Here is a 16,042-nt window from a genome sequence, read left to right on the forward strand (position 1 = left end):
GTCGCATGGCCCCGCGCGTCGCCGACACTCCGGCCTCATCACCGGGAAATCGGCCGCTCGTGGGGGCAGGGGCAAGAACAGTTCGGTCGCGGTGGCGCCGGGTACAGGGGCGGGACGGCGACTTGGTTGACAAGCCTGCCCCAGGACAGTCGAGGAGAGTTTGTGGACTCCTCGATTACATCCGTTCACACCAGAGTAACCAAATGAGCGCCGTTGCGCTCGATGGAATGTGTGCCAATGGTCACTTTCAGCCACCTTGTGTCGGAAAGACCCGGCCAGGAATGCGTCCCGGCCGGGTCCACGGCGGCTCGCGCGGCACCGCGCCGCCCGACGGCTACCAGTTGGCGGGCGCGTAGTCCTTGAGGAAGCAGCCGTACAGGTCCTCGCCCGCCTCGCCGCGCACGATCGGGTCGTAGACGCGGGCGGCGCCGTCGACCAGGTCGAGCGGGGCGTGGAAGCCCTCCTCGGCGAGGCGGATCTTGTCGGGGTGCGGGCGCTCGTCGGTGATCCAGCCGGTGTCGACGGCCGTCATCAGGATGCGGTCCTTCTCGAACATCTCCTGGGCGCTGGTGCGGGTGAGCATGTTCAGCGCGGCCTTGGCCATGTTGGTGTGCGGGTGCCCCGCTCCCTTGTAGCCGCGGCTGAACACGCCCTCCATCGCGGAGACGTTGACCACGTAGGCGCGCTCGGCCGCGGTCGCCGCCATCGCCGGGCGCAACCTGCTGATCAGGATGAACGGGGCGGTGGAGTTGCAGAGCTGGACCTCCAGCAGCTCGATCGGCTCGACCTCCTCGACGGTCTGGATCCAGCTGTTGGTGTGGTGCAGGTCGGGGACGAGGCCGCCCGCGTCGATCGCCGTTCCGGCGGCGATCCGCTCCAGCGAGGCGGAGCCGGTGACCAGGGCGAGCTCGGTGACGTCCTGCGCGCTCAGGCCCTCCTTGCGGGCGGCCGGGAGCGCGGCGACCCGGTCGACGGTGCCGCTGCCGAAGGTGCCGATGACCTCCGACGCGGGCAGCTCGCCCGCCGGGAGCGGTGCGGACTCGGCGTTGACCAGCTCGCTGTACGCGTTCGCGGAGCGGCGCACGGTCTGTGCCGCGTTGTTGATCAGGATGTCCAGCGGCCCCTCGGCCGCCACCGAGTCGGCGAGCGCGACGACCTGGGCGGGGTCGCGCAGGTCGATGCCGACGATCTTCAGCCGGTGGATCCACTCGTCGCTGTCCGGCATCGCCTTGAAGCGGCGGATCGCGTCGTTGGGGAAGCGGGTGGTGATGGTGGTGTGCGCGCCGTCGCGCAGCAGTCGCAGCGCGATGTACATGCCGATCTTCGCCCGGCCGCCGGTCAGCAGCGCGCGCCGGCCCGTGAGGTCGGTGCGGGCGTCGCGGCGCGCACGGTTCTCCTGCGCGCACGACTGGCAGAGCTGGTGGTAGAACGCGTCCACCTCGACGTACCGGGTCTTGCAGATGTAGCAGGAGCGGGGGCGCTGGAGCACCCCCGCGATCTCGCCGCGGGTGGACGAGGAGGGCAGGACGCCCTGGGTCTCGTCGTCGATCCGGTCGGCCGAGCCGGTCGCGGTGGCCTCGGTGACCGCCTTGTCGTGCGCGGTCTTGGCGGCGCGGCGCTCCTGGCGGCGGCGCTGCTTCACCGTCCGGTAGATCCCGGCGGTGGCACGGCGCACGAGGATGGCGTCGGGGTGGTCGATCTCCAGCTCGTCGAGTTCGTCGAGCACGCTCAGGCAGACGGCCAGCCGCTCCGGGTCGATGCCGGGACCGAACTCCTCGGTTCCGGGAGCGAGCTCCGGGCTGTCCTCTGTCACCGTCATCGCCGTTCCTCTGTCATCCGTCTCTCGTGGCGCCGACCGCCGTGCCTGTTCTGCCGGGCCGAACGCCCCGGTCAAGTCTGCCATGCACCGGGCGCTGCTCCGTTCGCGTGACGTCGCGCGTGACGTCGTGTGACATCCCGGCGGGCCGGTGCGGCGGGCGACGCGCGGAGGGCAGCGCGGTCGGCCGATCCGGCCGTGGCCGAAAACTGCTGGGTTCTCCCCGGAGTGGGACCGTTCGTCGCGGGTAGGCGGACGGCGAGAAGCTGTCACCGGACATCCCCGCGTCGCCCTGGCTGGAGCACATGAACGAACAGGTCACCTCGCGACCGGCCGACCACCCCCGCCCGGACCGGTACACGGAGGTTCTGCACAGCGCCGAGGTGTTCGCCGGCGAGCCCGGCTGCATCGCGCGGGCGCGGGCGCTGGCCGACCGTTTCCTGGTCCGGCTGGCCGCCGAGTGGCTCGCGGTGTTCGGCGAGCGCACCCGCGGCGATCTGATGCTGGCGGTGAGCGAGCTGGTCACCAACGCGGACCGCTACAGCCAGGGCCCCTATCTGCTGGAGCTGGAGGGCACCGCGGAGCGCGTCAGCGTCACGGTGTACGACAGCAGCACCGCCCTGCCGCTGTTCTGCGCCCCCGACCCGACGCGTCCCGGCGGGCACGGCATGGAGATCGTCGTGGCGTTGTGCGACCGGCTGACCGCCGAGCGCGTGCCGGTGGGCAAACGCATCCGGGCCGAGTTCCAGCTGAGCAGTTGAGCTGTGGGGCGGGCGGGACGCCGCCCGCCCCACGACCACGGTCAGCCCAGGGCGGGCGGCGCGTCCGCGGCCGAGGTGCCCCAGTCCGAGGGCTCGCCGCCCACCGTGAAGGAGAGCGAGCGGGCCGAGCGGATGTCCTCGGTGGTGAGGTAGGTCTGCGAGCGGGCCGTGCCGTCGAGCCGGGCCGACCGGATGTAGCGGTCGGTGGCCGAGGTGCCGGGCGCGGTGACCGTGAACGACCCGTGCGGGTAGTGGCGGCGGTCGAGCGCGATGTCCACGCGCTCGAAGACGGGCGTGGACAGCCCCCAGGTGTCGGTGCCTGGCTGGACCGGGAAGACGCCGATGGCGGACAGTACCATCCAGGCGGACATGGTGCCGAGGTCGTCGTTGCCCGTCATGCCGGTCGGGGTGTCGGTGAACAGGGTCAGGGCCGCGTGCACCACGTCGGTGGTCTTCCACGGCCGGCCGGTGGAGAGATAGGTGTACGGGGCTATCAGGTCGGGCTCGTTCTGCGGGTTGTACTTGTCGGCGTTGTAGTAGTCGTAGGGGCCGTTGACCCACACCTCGCGGGCGGTCCCGGCGGGGTCGGCGAGCAGTTCGTCGTACGCGAAGAAGGAGTCGAGCCGCCGGTCGGCGGCGTCCTTCCCGCCGATCAGGCCGATCATGCCGGGCAGGTCCTGCGGTACGAGCCACTGGTACTGCCAGGACGTGCCCTCGTGGAACCCTTCGCTCCGGGCCGGGTCGGCGGGGCCGGTGAACGCCCCGGCGGCGTCGCGGGCGCGGAAGAAGCCCGTCGAGGGGTCGAAGATCTTCCGGTAGTTCCGGGCGCGTTCCGCGTACCGCTTCGCGTCGGCGTCGTGGCCGAGGTCGCGGGCCATCTCCGCGAGCATCGCGTCGGACAGCGCGTACTCCAGGGTGGCGGAGGCGCCGTGGTCGTAGTCCGAGTCGCCGGGCTTGGCGTGCGGGCGGCCCTTGATGTACGGGACGAACCCGTCCTTCAGGTACGGGACATTGGCCTCGCGGCCGACCGGTGCGGAGTCGGCGGGCGGCACCCCGTCGGCGTTCTTCCGCAGCGCGCGGTACGCCTCCTCCTCGTGCCCCTTCAGCAGTCCCTGCTGGTAGGCGTTGGTGAGGAAGGGGGTGACGGGGTCGCCGGTCATGATGTTGGTCTCGACCGTGCCGTGGCCCCACTTGGGGAGCCAGCCGCTCTCGGCGTCGATGCGCAGTACCGAGAGCGCCATGTCGCGCGATTCGCGCGGGGCGAGGAGGGAGAGGAGCTGGGCCTGGGTACGGTAGGTGTCCCAGAGCGACCAGTTCTGGTAGTAGGTGAAGGCCCCGTCGGCGGTGACGGCCCGGTGGATCTTCTGGTCCCAGCCGGTGTAGTGGCCGTCGACGTCGCTGCCGGTGTTGGGGGCGAGGAAGGAGCGGTAGAGCGAGGAGTAGAAGGTACGGCGCAGGTGTTCGCTCCCGCCCCGCACCCGTACGCCTTCGAGGCGTTGCTCCCAGAGCTGCCGGGCTGCGTCGCGGACCCGGTCGAAGTCGCGGCCGCCCTCGGCCCGGAGGTTGAGCGCGGCGCCCCGGGCGTCGACGTAGCTCAGGGCGGTGGTGGCCTCGACGGTGCGGTCCTTCGTGGTGTCGAAGCGCAGCCAGGCGCCGTTGCGGGCGCCTTCGGCCGAGGACGCCCTGGATCCTTCGGTGACGGTGTCGCCGTGCCAGGTGCCAAAGGTGGTGAACGGGCGGTCGAAGCGGGTGATCGTGTGGAGCGTGTACGGCTCGGTGTCCTGGCAGAAACCGCTGCCGGTGATCGTGGTCCGTACCGTCCGGTCGTCGATGATCTCGACCTCGGAGGAGAGGGTGCGGTGCAGCGACTGGCCCGCGTTGAGCAGGACGTTGGCCTTGTCGGTGGCGGGGAAGGTGTAGCGCTGCACGCCGGTGCGCCTGCTCGCGGTGAGTTCGGCGCCGATCCCGGTCTTCAGGCCGACCCGGTAGTAGCCGGGGCTCGCCTCCTCGTCGTCGTGGCCGAATTCCGCCGCGTACGCGGCGTAGTCGGTCTCGGTGACGTCGCCGGTGGTGGGCAGGGTCGGCAGATCGCCGCCGAGTCCGCAGCCGACGCCGGAGAGGTGGACCGCGGAGAACCCGCGGATGTGGTTCTCGCCGTAGTCGTAACCGGTGTTGTGGCCGGTGTCCGGGGAGAGCTGCACCATGCCGAACGGCACGGAGGCCCCGGGGTAGGTGTTGCCCTCGTTCTGGGTACCGATGAACGGGTTGACCAGGTCGGTCAGTTGCTCGTCGGCGCGGGGCGCGGCCTCGGCCGTCGTCCCGGTGGTGAGGAAACCGCCGAGGAGCGCGGCGACGGCGAGGGCGGCCGCCGGGCCGCGCAGGCGCGGCCGTGGGGTCCGGTGCATGGATCCTCCTCATTGGACAACGTTGTCAGAGCGCGCTCATTCTTTGTTCCCCGGTGGTACGCGTCAAGGGTGCGGATTCGCGCCTCCCGGTCCGCTTCCCGGCGACGGGATCTACCCCGCACCGGACATGACGGTGTGTCATTTCCGTTCGAGGACGCAGTCCCCGCACAGTCCGCCGCCCGGAACGCGGTAGTACAGGCAGCAGCTCCGTCGGCGGAACGCCGGGTCGTGCGGGGTTCCGGTGTCCCGCAGGTCGGGGTGGTCGAAGAGCTCGGCGGTCAGTGCGCGGGCTCGTGCGCTCACGTCGGGGCGCCGGTGCGTACGCGCCCAGGCGACCAGTTGGCGCAGCGAACCCGCCAGTGCCGATCCCGCGTTGCCCCACAGCAGCCGGTCGGACAGGGGGCCGTCCCGGTGGATCGCCTCGGCGAGGGGCACGAGGTGGCCGTACTGGACCTCCTCCCGGATGCGGTGCGCGGTGCCGGGCAGCAAGGCGGCGCCCTCCAGCCACAGGTCGTCGGGGGCCGTCCGCTCCGGGTCCCAGCGCAGGAGGCCGGGCGCGAGGGCGGGGAAGCCGCCGGTCAGCGCGGCGGGCCCGAGCGCGACCGACCAGAGGCGCGACGCCAGCCCCAGGTGCGCGATCGAGGCGGCGACCCGACGCTCGGAGGTGCGCAGCCGGGCGGCGACGGTGTCGATGCGGGCGGTGAGCGGGGCCTGCTCCCCCGCGTACAGCTCCGCCAGCGGGCGGGGTGCCCCGCCGGGCGGCGCGGTGGTCCGCAGCGCGAAGAATCCGCCCACCGAGGCCGCCGCGGACCCGTCCATCGTCCTGCTCCTTCCCGGCGTTCCGGCCGCCGGCCTCGACTGCGCGGGCGTCCGTGCACGCCACGGCCCGGCGTTCACCGTAACCCCGCGGGGCAAGGGCTCCTCGGGGATCGCACAGATCAGCCGCGGGGCCGACGTTGGGCGTGCACGACGACGCACGGTCCGCAGCACGGCAGTTGATAGTGTGATCGTCGTGACGGAGTTGGAAGAGCTGGTCCTGACCCCCGGCGAGCGGGACCGGGGGGTCCTGGTCGACAGCGTGATGTTCATGATGGACTGGACCGGCGAGGAATACCCGGGCCAGCTGGCGACGTTCGTGGCCGATCGGATGCGGGCCTTCGGGGTGGAGCCGACAGGCGTCGACACCGATGCCGTCCACCAGGCTGCCGAGGCCGATCCGAGCCTGCGCCGCGGTGATTTCCCGGTCCGCCAGCTCGATCATCTCTCCGGTGTGCTGGCAGAACTCGGCTGCACGCTCATGGTGTGGCACAACGGCACCGACGCCTACGAGATACTCGTCGGGCTGACCGGTGAGCGCGAGCCGACCGGGCTGACGCACGAGGGCCTCCCGGTGCGGGCCTGGGGCTCGGAACCCGAGGAGACCCTGGTCAGCCTGGACTGTCCGGGCTGTTCGACGATGCTGGTCTGGGAACTGCCGGCGACCGAGACCCTGGCCGATGAGCACTGCGACTGTGGTGCCGCGCTGTTCGACGCCGCCGGCCACCCACTGCCCCACGTCACTCTCCACGACTGAGCCGCGCAGGTGCCCACGGGCCCCGGGCACCTGCTCGTCCTCGCGGCCTCGGAGTCCTGCGGGAGGAGAACTACCCTCCACAGGAGGACACTGGAACCACGGCCGTACTACTGAAGCAGTACGCCGAATCGCCGCCTCAAGGACGACGACGCAGCCGCTTCGAAGCGACATTGTGGTGTACATGAGTTCCCTTGCGCTGTCCGTGCTGCTGTCACTGGTCTCCGCGGTCGCCTACGCGGCCGGGGCGATCGTCCAGGAGCGCGTGGCCGCGGACGGGGACGGCCGCTCGCTCGCACCGCTGCGCAACCGTGTCTGGTGGGCCGCCGTGACGCTGAACGGGGTGGGCGCGGTGCTGCACGTCGTGGCCCTGGCCTACGGCCCGCTCAGCCTCGTCCAGCCGCTCGGGGCGCTCACCATCGTCTTCGCCCTGCCGATGGCGGCGCTCTTCGTGCGCCGACGGGCGGGGGCCACCGCGTGGCGCGGCGCGATCATGGCGACGGTCGGGCTGGCCGGTCTGCTCGCGCTCACCGGGAACGCCGAGTCGCACGCCCTGAACGGCCCGGACCAGCTGCTGCTCGCCGGTCTGACGCTCGGCACGATCGGGGCGCTCCTGCTGGCCTCCAGGGGCGCGCGCCGACCGGTGGTCCGCAGTGTGGTCCTGGCCGGTGCGGCGGGTGTCGCGTTCGGCATCGCCTCCGTGTTCACGAAGACGGTGGCGGTCGGGCTGGCCTCCGGTGCGGTGGGCGCCGGGCTGCCGGCCATGGTGGCGATCGGTGGTTTCGCCGCCTCCGGCCTGCTGCTCTCCCAGGCCGCGTACCGGGGTGCCGGGCTGACCGCGCCGCTGGCCACGGTGACCGTGGTGAACCCGGTGGTGGCCGCGGTCGTCGGCATCACGCTCTTCGGGGAGCAGTTCCGGCACGGCACGGCCGGGGCCGTGCTCGCCCAGGCCTGCGCCGTGCTCGCCGCGGGCGGCCTGATCCTGCTCACGACGGAGCGGCTGGGCGCGGAGCGGCGTGCCGCGCAGGCGGCGACCGGTGAGCTCCCGGACGCTCCGGCGGACGGACGGGAGGCGCGGGCCCTGGAGGCGCGGGCCGTGGCGGTGGCGCCCGGCGTGACCGCAGCGTCCGGCGCGACCGCAGCGTCCGGCGTGACGACGGTGTCCGGCGTGGTGGGGCCCGTGGTGGACGCCCCGCGGCCGGGCCGGACTCCGGAGGGCGTCGTACTTTCCGCGCCCGCAGCCGCGGCGCCCGCCGACGCGGTCGAGCCCGTCGTGGGGGCGTTGTCCGAGAGGCGCCGACTGCCGTTGCTGATGCCGCTGATGTGTCTGGAGCAGGTGGACTTCACTGACGGGCGGCCCCGCTCCGACACCGCGCGGCAGGGGCGCCCGTCCGACGGGGCCGCCGCGCCGGGTGACGCGGCCGGGGCCCGCGGGGCCGTTCAGACCCTGACGCCGCCCGCCCTGAGGTAGGCCAGCGGGTCGATGTCCGAGCCGTAGCCGGGGCCGGTGCGGATCTCGAAGTGCAGGTGCGGTCCGGTGCTGTTCCCGGTGGAGCCGGAGCGCGCGATGCGCTGGCCCGCGGAGACGTGCCGCCCCTCGCGCACATGGACCGCGGACAGGTGCGCGTACTGGCTGTACTTGCCGTCGGCGTGCCGGATGACGACCTGGTAGCCGTACGCCCCTCCCCAGCCCGCCGAGACGACCGTGCCGGAGGCCACCGCCTTCACCGACGTACCGGTGGGGACGGGGAAGTCGACCCCGGTGTGGTAGCCGCTGGACCAGGAGCCGGCCCGGTGGTACGGGGTCCCGGTGCCGGCCGCGACGGGGGCGACGAGGGCGGTGTGCTTCTCCGTCCGCTCCTTCGGCCGGTGGTTCTCGGTCTTCTTCGGGTGCGGCTTCGGCTTCGCGCTCTGGTGCTGCTGGGGGGCCGCCGGCCGCGTCTTCGGTTTCGCCGCCTGGTGCTGCGAGACGACCGGGCGGGTCTTCGTCCCGGTGGCCCGCTCGTGGGGCTTGGCCGCTTGGTGCTCGGGGGCCGCCGCGCGGTGCTCGGGCTCCGCCGCGCGGTGCGGCGCGCTCGCCTTCCCCGGCTTCGTCCCGACCGGGGTCCCGGCCCTGGGCTTCTCCTTCGCCGCGGGGGCCTTCGCCGCGGGGGTCTGGGCCGTCCTCTGCGGCCGGGCCGGGTCGAGGCTCAGCCGCTGCCCGGGGAAAATGAGGTCCGGGTCGTCCCCCACGACTGCGCGGTTGGCGTCGTAGAGGTGCTGCCAGCCGCCCCGGACGTGCTCGGCCGCCGCGATCGCGGAGAGCGAGTCGCCGCGGGCCACGGTGTACGACTCGCGCTTGCCGGGCACGTGGGTCGGCGAGGCGGCCGGGGACGTCCGCTTCGTCCGCGCTTGCCGGTCGGCGGTCTTCTCCTGCTTCTCCGACGCCCGTACGTGGTCGGTGCGTTGCGACTGCGGGGCGACGTCGGCGGTGTCGCCGTCCCTGGTCAGTCCCGCCTTCGTCGAGCAGCCCGGCCAGGCGCCGGGGCCCTGCGCTTCGAGCACCTTCTCGGCGATGGCCATCTGCTGGCCTTTGGTGGCCAGATCGGCGCGCGGGGCGTAGAGCGTGCCTCCGTAGGCGGCCCAGGTCGAGCGGGTGAACTGCAGTCCGCCGAAGTGGCCGTTGCCGCTGTTGATGTGCCAGTTGCCGGTGGACTCGCAGGCGGCGACCTTCTCCCAGACGTCCGGGGAGGCGGCGCCTGCCGGTACTGCCGCCAGGAGCGGGAGCGCGAGGCCCGCACCGCCCGCGGTGACCGTGAGCGAGGCACGGTTGATCCGGCTGGGCTGATATTTGCGGTGCCGTCCGTTCGCGGCCATGATTCGGCTCCCCCACTGGCAGTAGACACGTCGCAATCGCCCAACTTATGTGCAGTCAAAGGGAGATGACAAGAGAGCAATCTCACTCACCCGTCACATCCGTCCCGCCCCCGCCGTGGCTCGGCACGACGGGGGCGGGTGCGAAAGGCTCGGGGGCGGGCTCGGCACGCTCGGGGCGCGGGCCCGTGACGTCCCGCCCGGGGCGGCCCGGTCAGTCCCGCGACAGTTCGGCCTCGGCCGCCGCCAGGGCGGCGAACTCCTCCTCCGGGGCGTTCGCAACGAGCCGGTGCCGGCTGTACAGGGCGAAGTAGGCCAGCGCCACCCCGTACACCCCGAGGGCGATGAACGCCGCGTTCCGGTCCACCAGGAAAGTCGCCACCAGCGCCGAGCAGGCCAGTACGAAGGCCACGGACGAGGTGAGCGCGCCGCCGGGGGTGCGGTAGGGCCGTTCGAGGTTCGGTTCGCGGCGGCGCAGCACGACGTGGGAGAGCGCCATCAGCGCGTAGCTGATGGTGGCGCCGAGGACGGCGACGTTCAGCATCCGGCCGCCGTTGCCGCTCCAGGCCGCCAGCGCGAAGCCGATCGCGCCGGGGATCAGCAGGCCGAGGTAGGGGGACCTGCGGCGGTTGGTCAGCGAGAGGAAACGCGGCAGGTATCCGGCCCGGGACAGTGCGAACAGCTGGCGGGAGCCGGCGAAGATCAGCGAGAAGAACGAGGCCACCAGCCCGGCGAGGCCCGCGTAGTTGACGAACCGGCTCAGGCCGGTGGGTCCGCCGCCGCCCTCCAGGGCGACCACGAGGGGGTTGCCCGCGTCCTGGATGGCCTTCGCACCCTGCGCCCCGGTCGCGGAGAGGAAGGTGAGCACCGCCAGGCCCACCAGTACGGTCAGCGAGATGGCCAGCGCCTTCGGCATGGACCTGACCGGGTCCTTCGCCTCCTCGGCGGCGAGCGGCACGCCCTCGACGCCCAGGAAGAACCACATGCCGAAGGGGAAGGCCGCCCAGATGCCGAGCAGTCCGAACGGCAGCCAGGACGAGGAGCCGAACGCGCCGGTGTCCACCGGGATGTCGTCGAGACGGCTCGCGTCGAAGTCGGTGAACGCGCCGATGGCGAAGACCAGCAGGGCGGCCACGGCGATGGCGGTCACGACCAGGCTGAACCGCAGTGCCTCGCCCACGCCCCACAGGTGGATGCCGATGAAGACGGCGAAGCACGCGAGGTACACGGGCCAACCGGAGGTGAGGCCGAACAGGCCGAGCGACTCGACGTAGTCGCCGATGAACAGCGAGATGGCGGCCGGGGCGAGGATGTACTCGATGAGGATCGCCGTGCCGGTGAGGAAGCCGCCCCAGGTGCCGAGGGCGCGCCGCGCGAAGCCGTAACCGCCGCCCGCGGTGGGCAGGATGGCGGAGAGTTCGGCCAGTGCGAAGACCAGGCACGCGTACATCAGGCCCATCAGCACGGTGGCCGCGGCCAGTCCGCCGAAGCCGCCCTTGGAGAGGCCGATGTTCCAGCCGGAGTAGTCGCCGGACACGACGTAGGCGACGCCGAGCCCGGTCAGCAGGAGCCAGCCCGCGCTGCCCCTGCGCAGGGCGCGGCGGTGCAGGTACTCGTCCGCGCCGGACGCCTCACCGCCGGGGCCGCCCGGCGGACTGGTGGTGGTGCCGGTTCCCTGGGTCATGAGGCGCTCCAGTCGTGTGTCGGCGGCGCTGCGCCGGGCGTGGGAGGTGAAGAGCGATCCTTCGGCAAAGGTTCGGTGGCACACCTTTGTGGAACCCCCAGGGAAATACAAGGGGCGTGCACCAAGGAGTGGTCACGGATGCACACCACTCCACCGACGCGCGCACCCGACGGCCCCACCCGAAGAAAAGCACCGGATCGACATCGCGCCACCGCGCCACAACGACGGCAATGACGAAGGCAGTACGAAAGCAGCATTCGTACGTCGACAATCGCGCGCGGCACCGACACCTCCGCGCGGACACCCTTCCCGGACAACGGCAGGATCACCCCTCCGGCCGGCGACGGAACCCCACCGGCCCCTCCCCGCCGTCACCCTTCGACCCCCTTCCCAATCAATGGTCCTCTGCCATACCTTATGAATCTCGGTGCATCCAAGGAGGAATCCCGTGGCAGACCGCACACCCCCGCTCGCCGTCGAGGAGCTGCGCTCTCTCGTCGCGAGCGGGTCGATCGACACCGTCGTGCTGGCGTTCCCCGACATGCAGGGGCGGCTCCAGGGCAAGCGGTTCGCCGCCGGGTTCTTCCTCGACGAGGTCCTGGAACACGGCACCGAGGGCTGCAACTACCTGCTGGCCGTGGACACCGACATGAACACCGTCGACGGCTACGCGATGTCCTCCTGGGAGCACGGCTACGGCGATTTCGCCATGGTCCCCGACCTCGCCTCGCTGCGGCTCGTCCCCTGGCACGAGGGCACCGCCCTGCTGCTGGCCGACCTCGCCTGGCACGACGGCAGCCCGGTCGTCGCCGCGCCGCGCCAGGTCCTGCGCCGTCAGCTGGACCGGCTGGCCGGACTCGGCTACCGGGCCCAGGTGGGCACAGAGTTGGAGTTCATCGTCTTCAAGGACAGCTACGAGGAGGCGTGGGACCGCGACTACCGCGGGCTGACCCCGGCCAACCAGTACAACGTCGACTACTCCATCCTCGGCTCCGGCCGCGTCGAGCCCCTGCTGCGCCGCATCCGCAACGAGATGCAGGCCGCCGGACTGACCGTCGAGTCGGCCAAGGGCGAGTGCAACCTCGGCCAGCACGAGATCGCCTTCCGCTACGACGAGGCACTGATCACCTGCGACCAGCACGCCGTCTACAAGACGGGCGCCAAGGAGATCGCCGCGCAGGAGGGCGTCTCGCTCACCTTCATGGCCAAGTACGACGAGCGCGAGGGCAACTCCTGCCACATCCACCTCTCGCTCACCGACGGCAACGGTGACAACGCGATGGCGGGCGACGGCCCGGACGGCATGTCGCAGCTGATGCGGCACTTCCTGGCCGGGCAGCTCGCCGCACTGCGCGACTTCTCACTGCTGTACGCGCCGAACATCAACTCCTACAAGCGGTTCCAGCCCGGCTCCTTCGCCCCGACCGCCGTCGCCTGGGGCCACGACAACCGCACCTGCTCGCTGCGGGTGGTCGGCCACGGCCGCTCCCGCCGTTTCGAGAACCGGCTGCCCGGCGGCGACGTCAATCCGTACCTCGCCACCGCCGGACTGGTCGCCGCGGGGCTGTACGGCGTGGAGCGCGAACTGCCGCTGCCGGAGGCGTGCGCCGGCAATGCCTACAGCGCCGAGTACCAGCAGGTGCCGACCACCCTGCGCGAGGCCGCCGACCTGTGGGAGGCCAGCCCCATCGCCAAGGAGGCCTTCGGTGAGGAGGTCGTCGCGCACTACCTGAACATGGCGCGTGTCGAACTCGCCGCCTACGACGCCGCCGTGACCGACTGGGAGCTGCGCCGCTCCTTCGAGCGTCTGTGACCTCCGCTCCGCCCCCGTGTCCCCCTGCCCCCTCCCCCGTACCCGATGATCGAGGCCCGTACGTGTCCCCTCAGCCCGAACCCCGCAGTCTGGACGTCCTGAACCCGGCCACGGCCGAGGTCGTCGCGACCGTCCCGGCCGCCACCCCCGCCGACATCGACGCGGCCGTCGCCCGCGCCACCACCGCCCAGCGCGCCTGGGCCGCCGCCGCGCCCGCCGACCGCGCCCGGCTGCTGCGCCGCTTCGCCGCCGTGGTCGACGAACACGTCGAGGAACTGGCCCTGCTGGAGGTCCGCGAGGCCGGTCACACCATCGGCAACGCCCGCTGGGAGGCGGGCAATGTACGCGATCTCCTCGACTACTGCGCGGGGGGTGCCGAACGCCTGACGGGCCGACAGATCCCGGTCGCGGGCGGCATCGACTTCACCCTTCTGGAACCCCTCGGCGTCGTCGGTGTCATCGCGCCCTGGAACTTCCCGATGCCGATCGCCGCCTGGGGCACGGCCCCGGCGCTCGCCGCCGGCAACGCCGTCCTGCTCAAGCCCGCCGAGACCACACCGCTGACCGCGCTGCGCCTGGCGGAGCTGTCCCTGGAGGCCGGACTGCCCGACGGGCTCTTCCAGGTGCTCCCGGGCGAGGGCGCGGTGGCCGGGAACGCCCTGGTGGAGCACCCCGGCGTGGCCAAGATCGTCTTCACCGGCTCCACCCGGACCGGCAAGCACGTCATGGCCCGCTGCGCCGACCGTGTGAAGCCCCTCACCCTGGAGCTCGGCGGCAAGAGCCCGAACCTGGTCTTCGCCGACGCCGATCTGGAGGCCGCCGCGGCCGCCGCCCCGATGTCCTTCCTGGACAACGCCGGCCAGGACTGCTGCGCCCGGACCCGCATCCTGGTCGAACGCTCCGTCCACGACCGCTTCCTCGATCTGCTGGCACCGGCCGTCGCCGCCGTGGTGGTGGGCGACCCGTCCGACGAGAAGACCCTGATGGGGCCGCTGATCTCCGCCGTCCAGCGGGACCGGGTGCGCTGCTTCGTGGACGGCCTCGCCGGGGACGGTTCGCCGGACGGCGTGCGGACGATCCTCGGCCGGGCACCGGACGGCCCGGGGTTCTGGTACCCGCCGACCGTGCTCGCCGGGGTGTCGCCGGACGCGCCGGTGGCCGTCGAGGAGGTCTTCGGACCGGTCGCCGTGGTCCTGCCCTTCGACGACGAGGCGGATGCCGTACGCCTGGCTAACGCGACGGAGTACGGGCTCGCCGGCTCGGTCTGGACGCGTGACGTGGGCCGCGCGCTGCGGGTCGCCCAGGGCCTGCGGGCCGGGAACCTCTCGGTCAACTCGCACTCCAGCGTCCGCTACTCGACTCCCTTCGGCGGCTACAAGCAGTCCGGGCTGGGCCGTGAACTCGGTCCCGACGCCCTCGCCGCCTTCACCGAAACCAAGAACGTCTTCATCAGCACGGAGGCCTGAAGCACCATGACCGACACCACCGCCGTCTGCCGCCGCCTGGTCGGCCGCACCGCCGTCGTCACCGGAGCCGGCAGCGGCATCGGGCTCGCCACCGCACGGCGCCTGGCCGACGAGGGCGCCCACGTCGTCTGCGCGGACGTGGACGAGGAGAGCGGCAAGGCCGTCGCCGAGGAGGTCGCGGGCCTCTTCGTCCGCACCGACGTCACGGACGCCGAGCAGGTCGAGGCGTTGTTCAAGGCCGCGTTCGACACGTACGGATCGGTCGACATCGCCTTCAACAACGCGGGGATCTCGCCGCCCGACGACGACTCGATCCTGGAGACCGGCCTCGACGCCTGGCGGCGGGTGCAGGAGGTCAACCTCACATCCGTCTACCTGTGCTGCAAGGCGGCGATCCCCTACATGCGCCGCCAGGGCAAGGGCTCCATCATCAACACCGCCTCGTTCGTGGCCCGGATGGGCGCCGCCACCTCGCAGATCTCCTACACCGCTTCCAAGGGCGGCGTCCTGGCCATGTCCCGCGAACTCGGGGTGCAGTTCGCCCGTGAGGGCATCCGGGTCAACGCCCTGTGCCCCGGGCCGGTCAACACCCCGCTGCTCCAGGAGCTGTTCGCCAAGGACCCGGAGCGGGCCGCGCGCAGGCTGGTGCACATCCCGCTCGGCCGGTTCGCCGAGGCCACCGAGGTGGCCGCCGCCGTGGCCTTCCTGGCCAGTGACGACTCCTCCTTCGTCAACGCCACCGACTTCCTGGTCGACGGCGGGATCTCCGGCGCGTACGTCACGCCGCTCTAGGCCGCGTCGCCACACACCCCGTCGCGCCGCTCCGGCCTCGGTTCCGGCCCCGGTCCCCAGGTCCGGCCCCGCGTACGTCCAGTACGCGGGGCCGGGCGTCGGCGCACCTCCGATGGTCCCGCCGAGGGCCGGTGAAGGCGGACCGGAGGGCGGGGCTGCCGGGTCCGGACCGATCGAGCCGTTACAGCTGCGCGAGCAGACGGTCCAGCGGCCGTGGCACCCGGCCGAGGTCCAGGGCGTCGACGAGGGAGCGGGCGTACTGGCTCTTCCGGCCACTGATGGTTCCCATGAAGCGCCGCAGCTGCCGCTCGACGCTCCGTTCCCGCTGGGCGGGCTGTTTCTGGAAGATGCGGAACGCCCGGAGGTCGCCCTGGGTCTCGATGACCCGTTGCACGGAGGCGGCGCCGAGAGCGCGGATCAGCTCCTCCTCCAGGTCGGCGACGCACACATGGAAACCGAGCGGCTCCATGTCGGCGCGAGCGAGGTCGCTGCCGAGTCCCGCTCGCTCCAGCGCACGCGAGAAATGGCCCTCCTCTCCGGCATCGCACAGTCCGGCCAGTGCGACGCCGAGCCCCCGAGGGCCCAGCAGGTTCAGGAATCTGCCGATGTTGGTCGCGCCTCCGAGCGGGACGACGGCGATGCCCTCCGCGTCGAGGGCCCGGCCGTGACGCGCGGCCAGCGTTTCGAGCGCCACCCGGTCGCTGGCCCCTTCCACGAGCACGACCGTGCGCAGGCCGGCACCAGCGGCCAGTTCACGCGCCGCCGCGGCGGCTGCCGGAGCCCCCGCCCCGTCGGCCGCCCACTCCACGACCGCCGTCCGGAACCGCCTCGTCGCATCCATGGGCCCAGTCTCTCAACCACGACCGGGCGTTCCGCAACAAG

General features: G+C 72.2%; 12 protein-coding genes. 6 read left to right on the forward strand and 6 right to left on the reverse strand.

From position 1 onward, the window contains the following. Positions 1 to 334 precede the first annotated feature (334 nt). Positions 335 to 1,819: an SDR family NAD(P)-dependent oxidoreductase gene (locus tag ACWCXX_RS26075; protein WP_451131228.1), complete on the reverse strand. Its 1,485-nt coding sequence runs from the start codon at positions 1,817 to 1,819 to the stop codon at positions 335 to 337. 302 nt (positions 1,820 to 2,121) lie between these two features. On the opposite strand from ACWCXX_RS26075, the gene ACWCXX_RS26080 reads away from it, so the two are divergent. Beyond that, entirely contained in the window at positions 2,122 to 2,577 is a 456-nt protein-coding gene (locus ACWCXX_RS26080) for an ATP-binding protein (RefSeq protein WP_451131230.1), read from the forward strand. A 41-nt stretch (positions 2,578 to 2,618) separates the two neighbouring features. On the opposite strand, the gene ACWCXX_RS26085 is transcribed toward ACWCXX_RS26080, so the two are convergent. Beyond that, entirely contained in the window at positions 2,619 to 4,982 is a 2,364-nt protein-coding gene (locus ACWCXX_RS26085) for a GH92 family glycosyl hydrolase (protein ID WP_451131232.1), read from the reverse strand. Positions 4,983 to 5,120: 138 nt separating this feature from the next. Then, positions 5,121 to 5,801: a (2Fe-2S)-binding protein gene (locus ACWCXX_RS26090; RefSeq protein ID WP_451131234.1), complete on the reverse strand. Its 681-nt coding sequence runs from the start codon at positions 5,799 to 5,801 to the stop codon at positions 5,121 to 5,123. A 193-nt stretch (positions 5,802 to 5,994) separates the two neighbouring features. Between ACWCXX_RS26090 and ACWCXX_RS26095 the strand changes: the two genes are divergently transcribed. Together ACWCXX_RS26095 and ACWCXX_RS26100 are read left to right on the forward strand one after the other, a co-directional pair. After that, entirely contained in the window at positions 5,995 to 6,555 is a 561-nt protein-coding gene (locus ACWCXX_RS26095; protein WP_451131236.1) for a hypothetical protein, read from the forward strand. A 181-nt stretch (positions 6,556 to 6,736) separates the two neighbouring features. After that, on the forward strand, positions 6,737 to 8,023 hold the full coding sequence (locus tag ACWCXX_RS26100; RefSeq protein WP_451131238.1) for a DMT family transporter: 1,287 nt from the start codon (positions 6,737 to 6,739) through the stop codon (positions 8,021 to 8,023). On the opposite strand, the gene ACWCXX_RS26105 is transcribed toward ACWCXX_RS26100, so the two are convergent. After that, positions 7,993 to 9,408, reverse strand: a complete 1,416-nt coding sequence (locus tag ACWCXX_RS26105) for a peptidoglycan DD-metalloendopeptidase family protein (protein WP_451131240.1) — start codon at positions 9,406 to 9,408, stop codon at positions 7,993 to 7,995. The two genes, ACWCXX_RS26100 and ACWCXX_RS26105, sit on opposite strands and share 31 nt — an antisense overlap. Positions 9,409 to 9,619: 211 nt before the next feature. Next, positions 9,620 to 11,089: an ethanolamine permease gene (gene eat / locus ACWCXX_RS26110; RefSeq protein WP_451131242.1), complete on the reverse strand. Its 1,470-nt coding sequence runs from the start codon at positions 11,087 to 11,089 to the stop codon at positions 9,620 to 9,622. Positions 11,090 to 11,537: 448 nt separating this feature from the next. Here eat and ACWCXX_RS26115 point away from each other — a divergent pair, with 448 nt between their 5' ends. From ACWCXX_RS26115 to ACWCXX_RS26125, 3 genes are all read left to right on the forward strand, one after another. Further along, positions 11,538 to 12,902 (forward strand): glutamine synthetase family protein, encoded by a 1,365-nt coding sequence (locus ACWCXX_RS26115; RefSeq protein WP_451131244.1) that lies wholly within the window; start codon positions 11,538 to 11,540, stop codon positions 12,900 to 12,902. Between the two features lie 62 nt (positions 12,903 to 12,964). After that, a complete protein-coding gene (locus ACWCXX_RS26120; protein ID WP_451131246.1) occupies positions 12,965 to 14,368 on the forward strand; it encodes an aldehyde dehydrogenase family protein in 1,404 nt (467 codons plus the stop codon). A gap of 6 nt (positions 14,369 to 14,374) precedes the next feature. Then, a complete protein-coding gene (locus ACWCXX_RS26125) occupies positions 14,375 to 15,160 on the forward strand; it encodes a 3-oxoacyl-ACP reductase (protein WP_451131248.1) in 786 nt (261 codons plus the stop codon). 181 nt (positions 15,161 to 15,341) lie between these two features. Here the strand turns inward: ACWCXX_RS26125 and ACWCXX_RS26130 are convergent, their stop codons facing one another. After that, positions 15,342 to 16,001, reverse strand: a complete 660-nt coding sequence (locus ACWCXX_RS26130) for a TOPRIM nucleotidyl transferase/hydrolase domain-containing protein (protein WP_451131250.1) — start codon at positions 15,999 to 16,001, stop codon at positions 15,342 to 15,344. Between the last annotated feature and the right edge of the window lie 41 nt (positions 16,002 to 16,042).

This window comes from Streptomyces sp. NPDC001732, assembly GCF_053596315.1.

Coding starts and splice junctions, on each gene's coding strand:
- ACWCXX_RS26085 (WP_451131232.1), bottom strand. CDS start 4,982: ATGCACCGGACCCCACGGCCGCGCCTGCGCGGCCCGGCGGCCGCCCTC.
- ACWCXX_RS26100 (WP_451131238.1), top strand. CDS start 6,737: ATGAGTTCCCTTGCGCTGTCCGTGCTGCTGTCACTGGTCTCCGCGGTC.
- ACWCXX_RS26105 (WP_451131240.1), bottom strand. CDS start 9,408: ATGGCCGCGAACGGACGGCACCGCAAATATCAGCCCAGCCGGATCAAC.
- ACWCXX_RS26130 (WP_451131250.1), bottom strand. CDS start 16,001: ATGGATGCGACGAGGCGGTTCCGGACGGCGGTCGTGGAGTGGGCGGCC.
- eat (WP_451131242.1), bottom strand. CDS start 11,089: ATGACCCAGGGAACCGGCACCACCACCAGTCCGCCGGGCGGCCCCGGC.
- ACWCXX_RS26125 (WP_451131248.1), top strand. CDS start 14,375: ATGACCGACACCACCGCCGTCTGCCGCCGCCTGGTCGGCCGCACCGCC.
- ACWCXX_RS26080 (WP_451131230.1), top strand. CDS start 2,122: ATGAACGAACAGGTCACCTCGCGACCGGCCGACCACCCCCGCCCGGAC.
- ACWCXX_RS26090 (WP_451131234.1), bottom strand. CDS start 5,801: ATGGACGGGTCCGCGGCGGCCTCGGTGGGCGGATTCTTCGCGCTGCGG.
- ACWCXX_RS26075 (WP_451131228.1), bottom strand. CDS start 1,819: ATGACGGTGACAGAGGACAGCCCGGAGCTCGCTCCCGGAACCGAGGAG.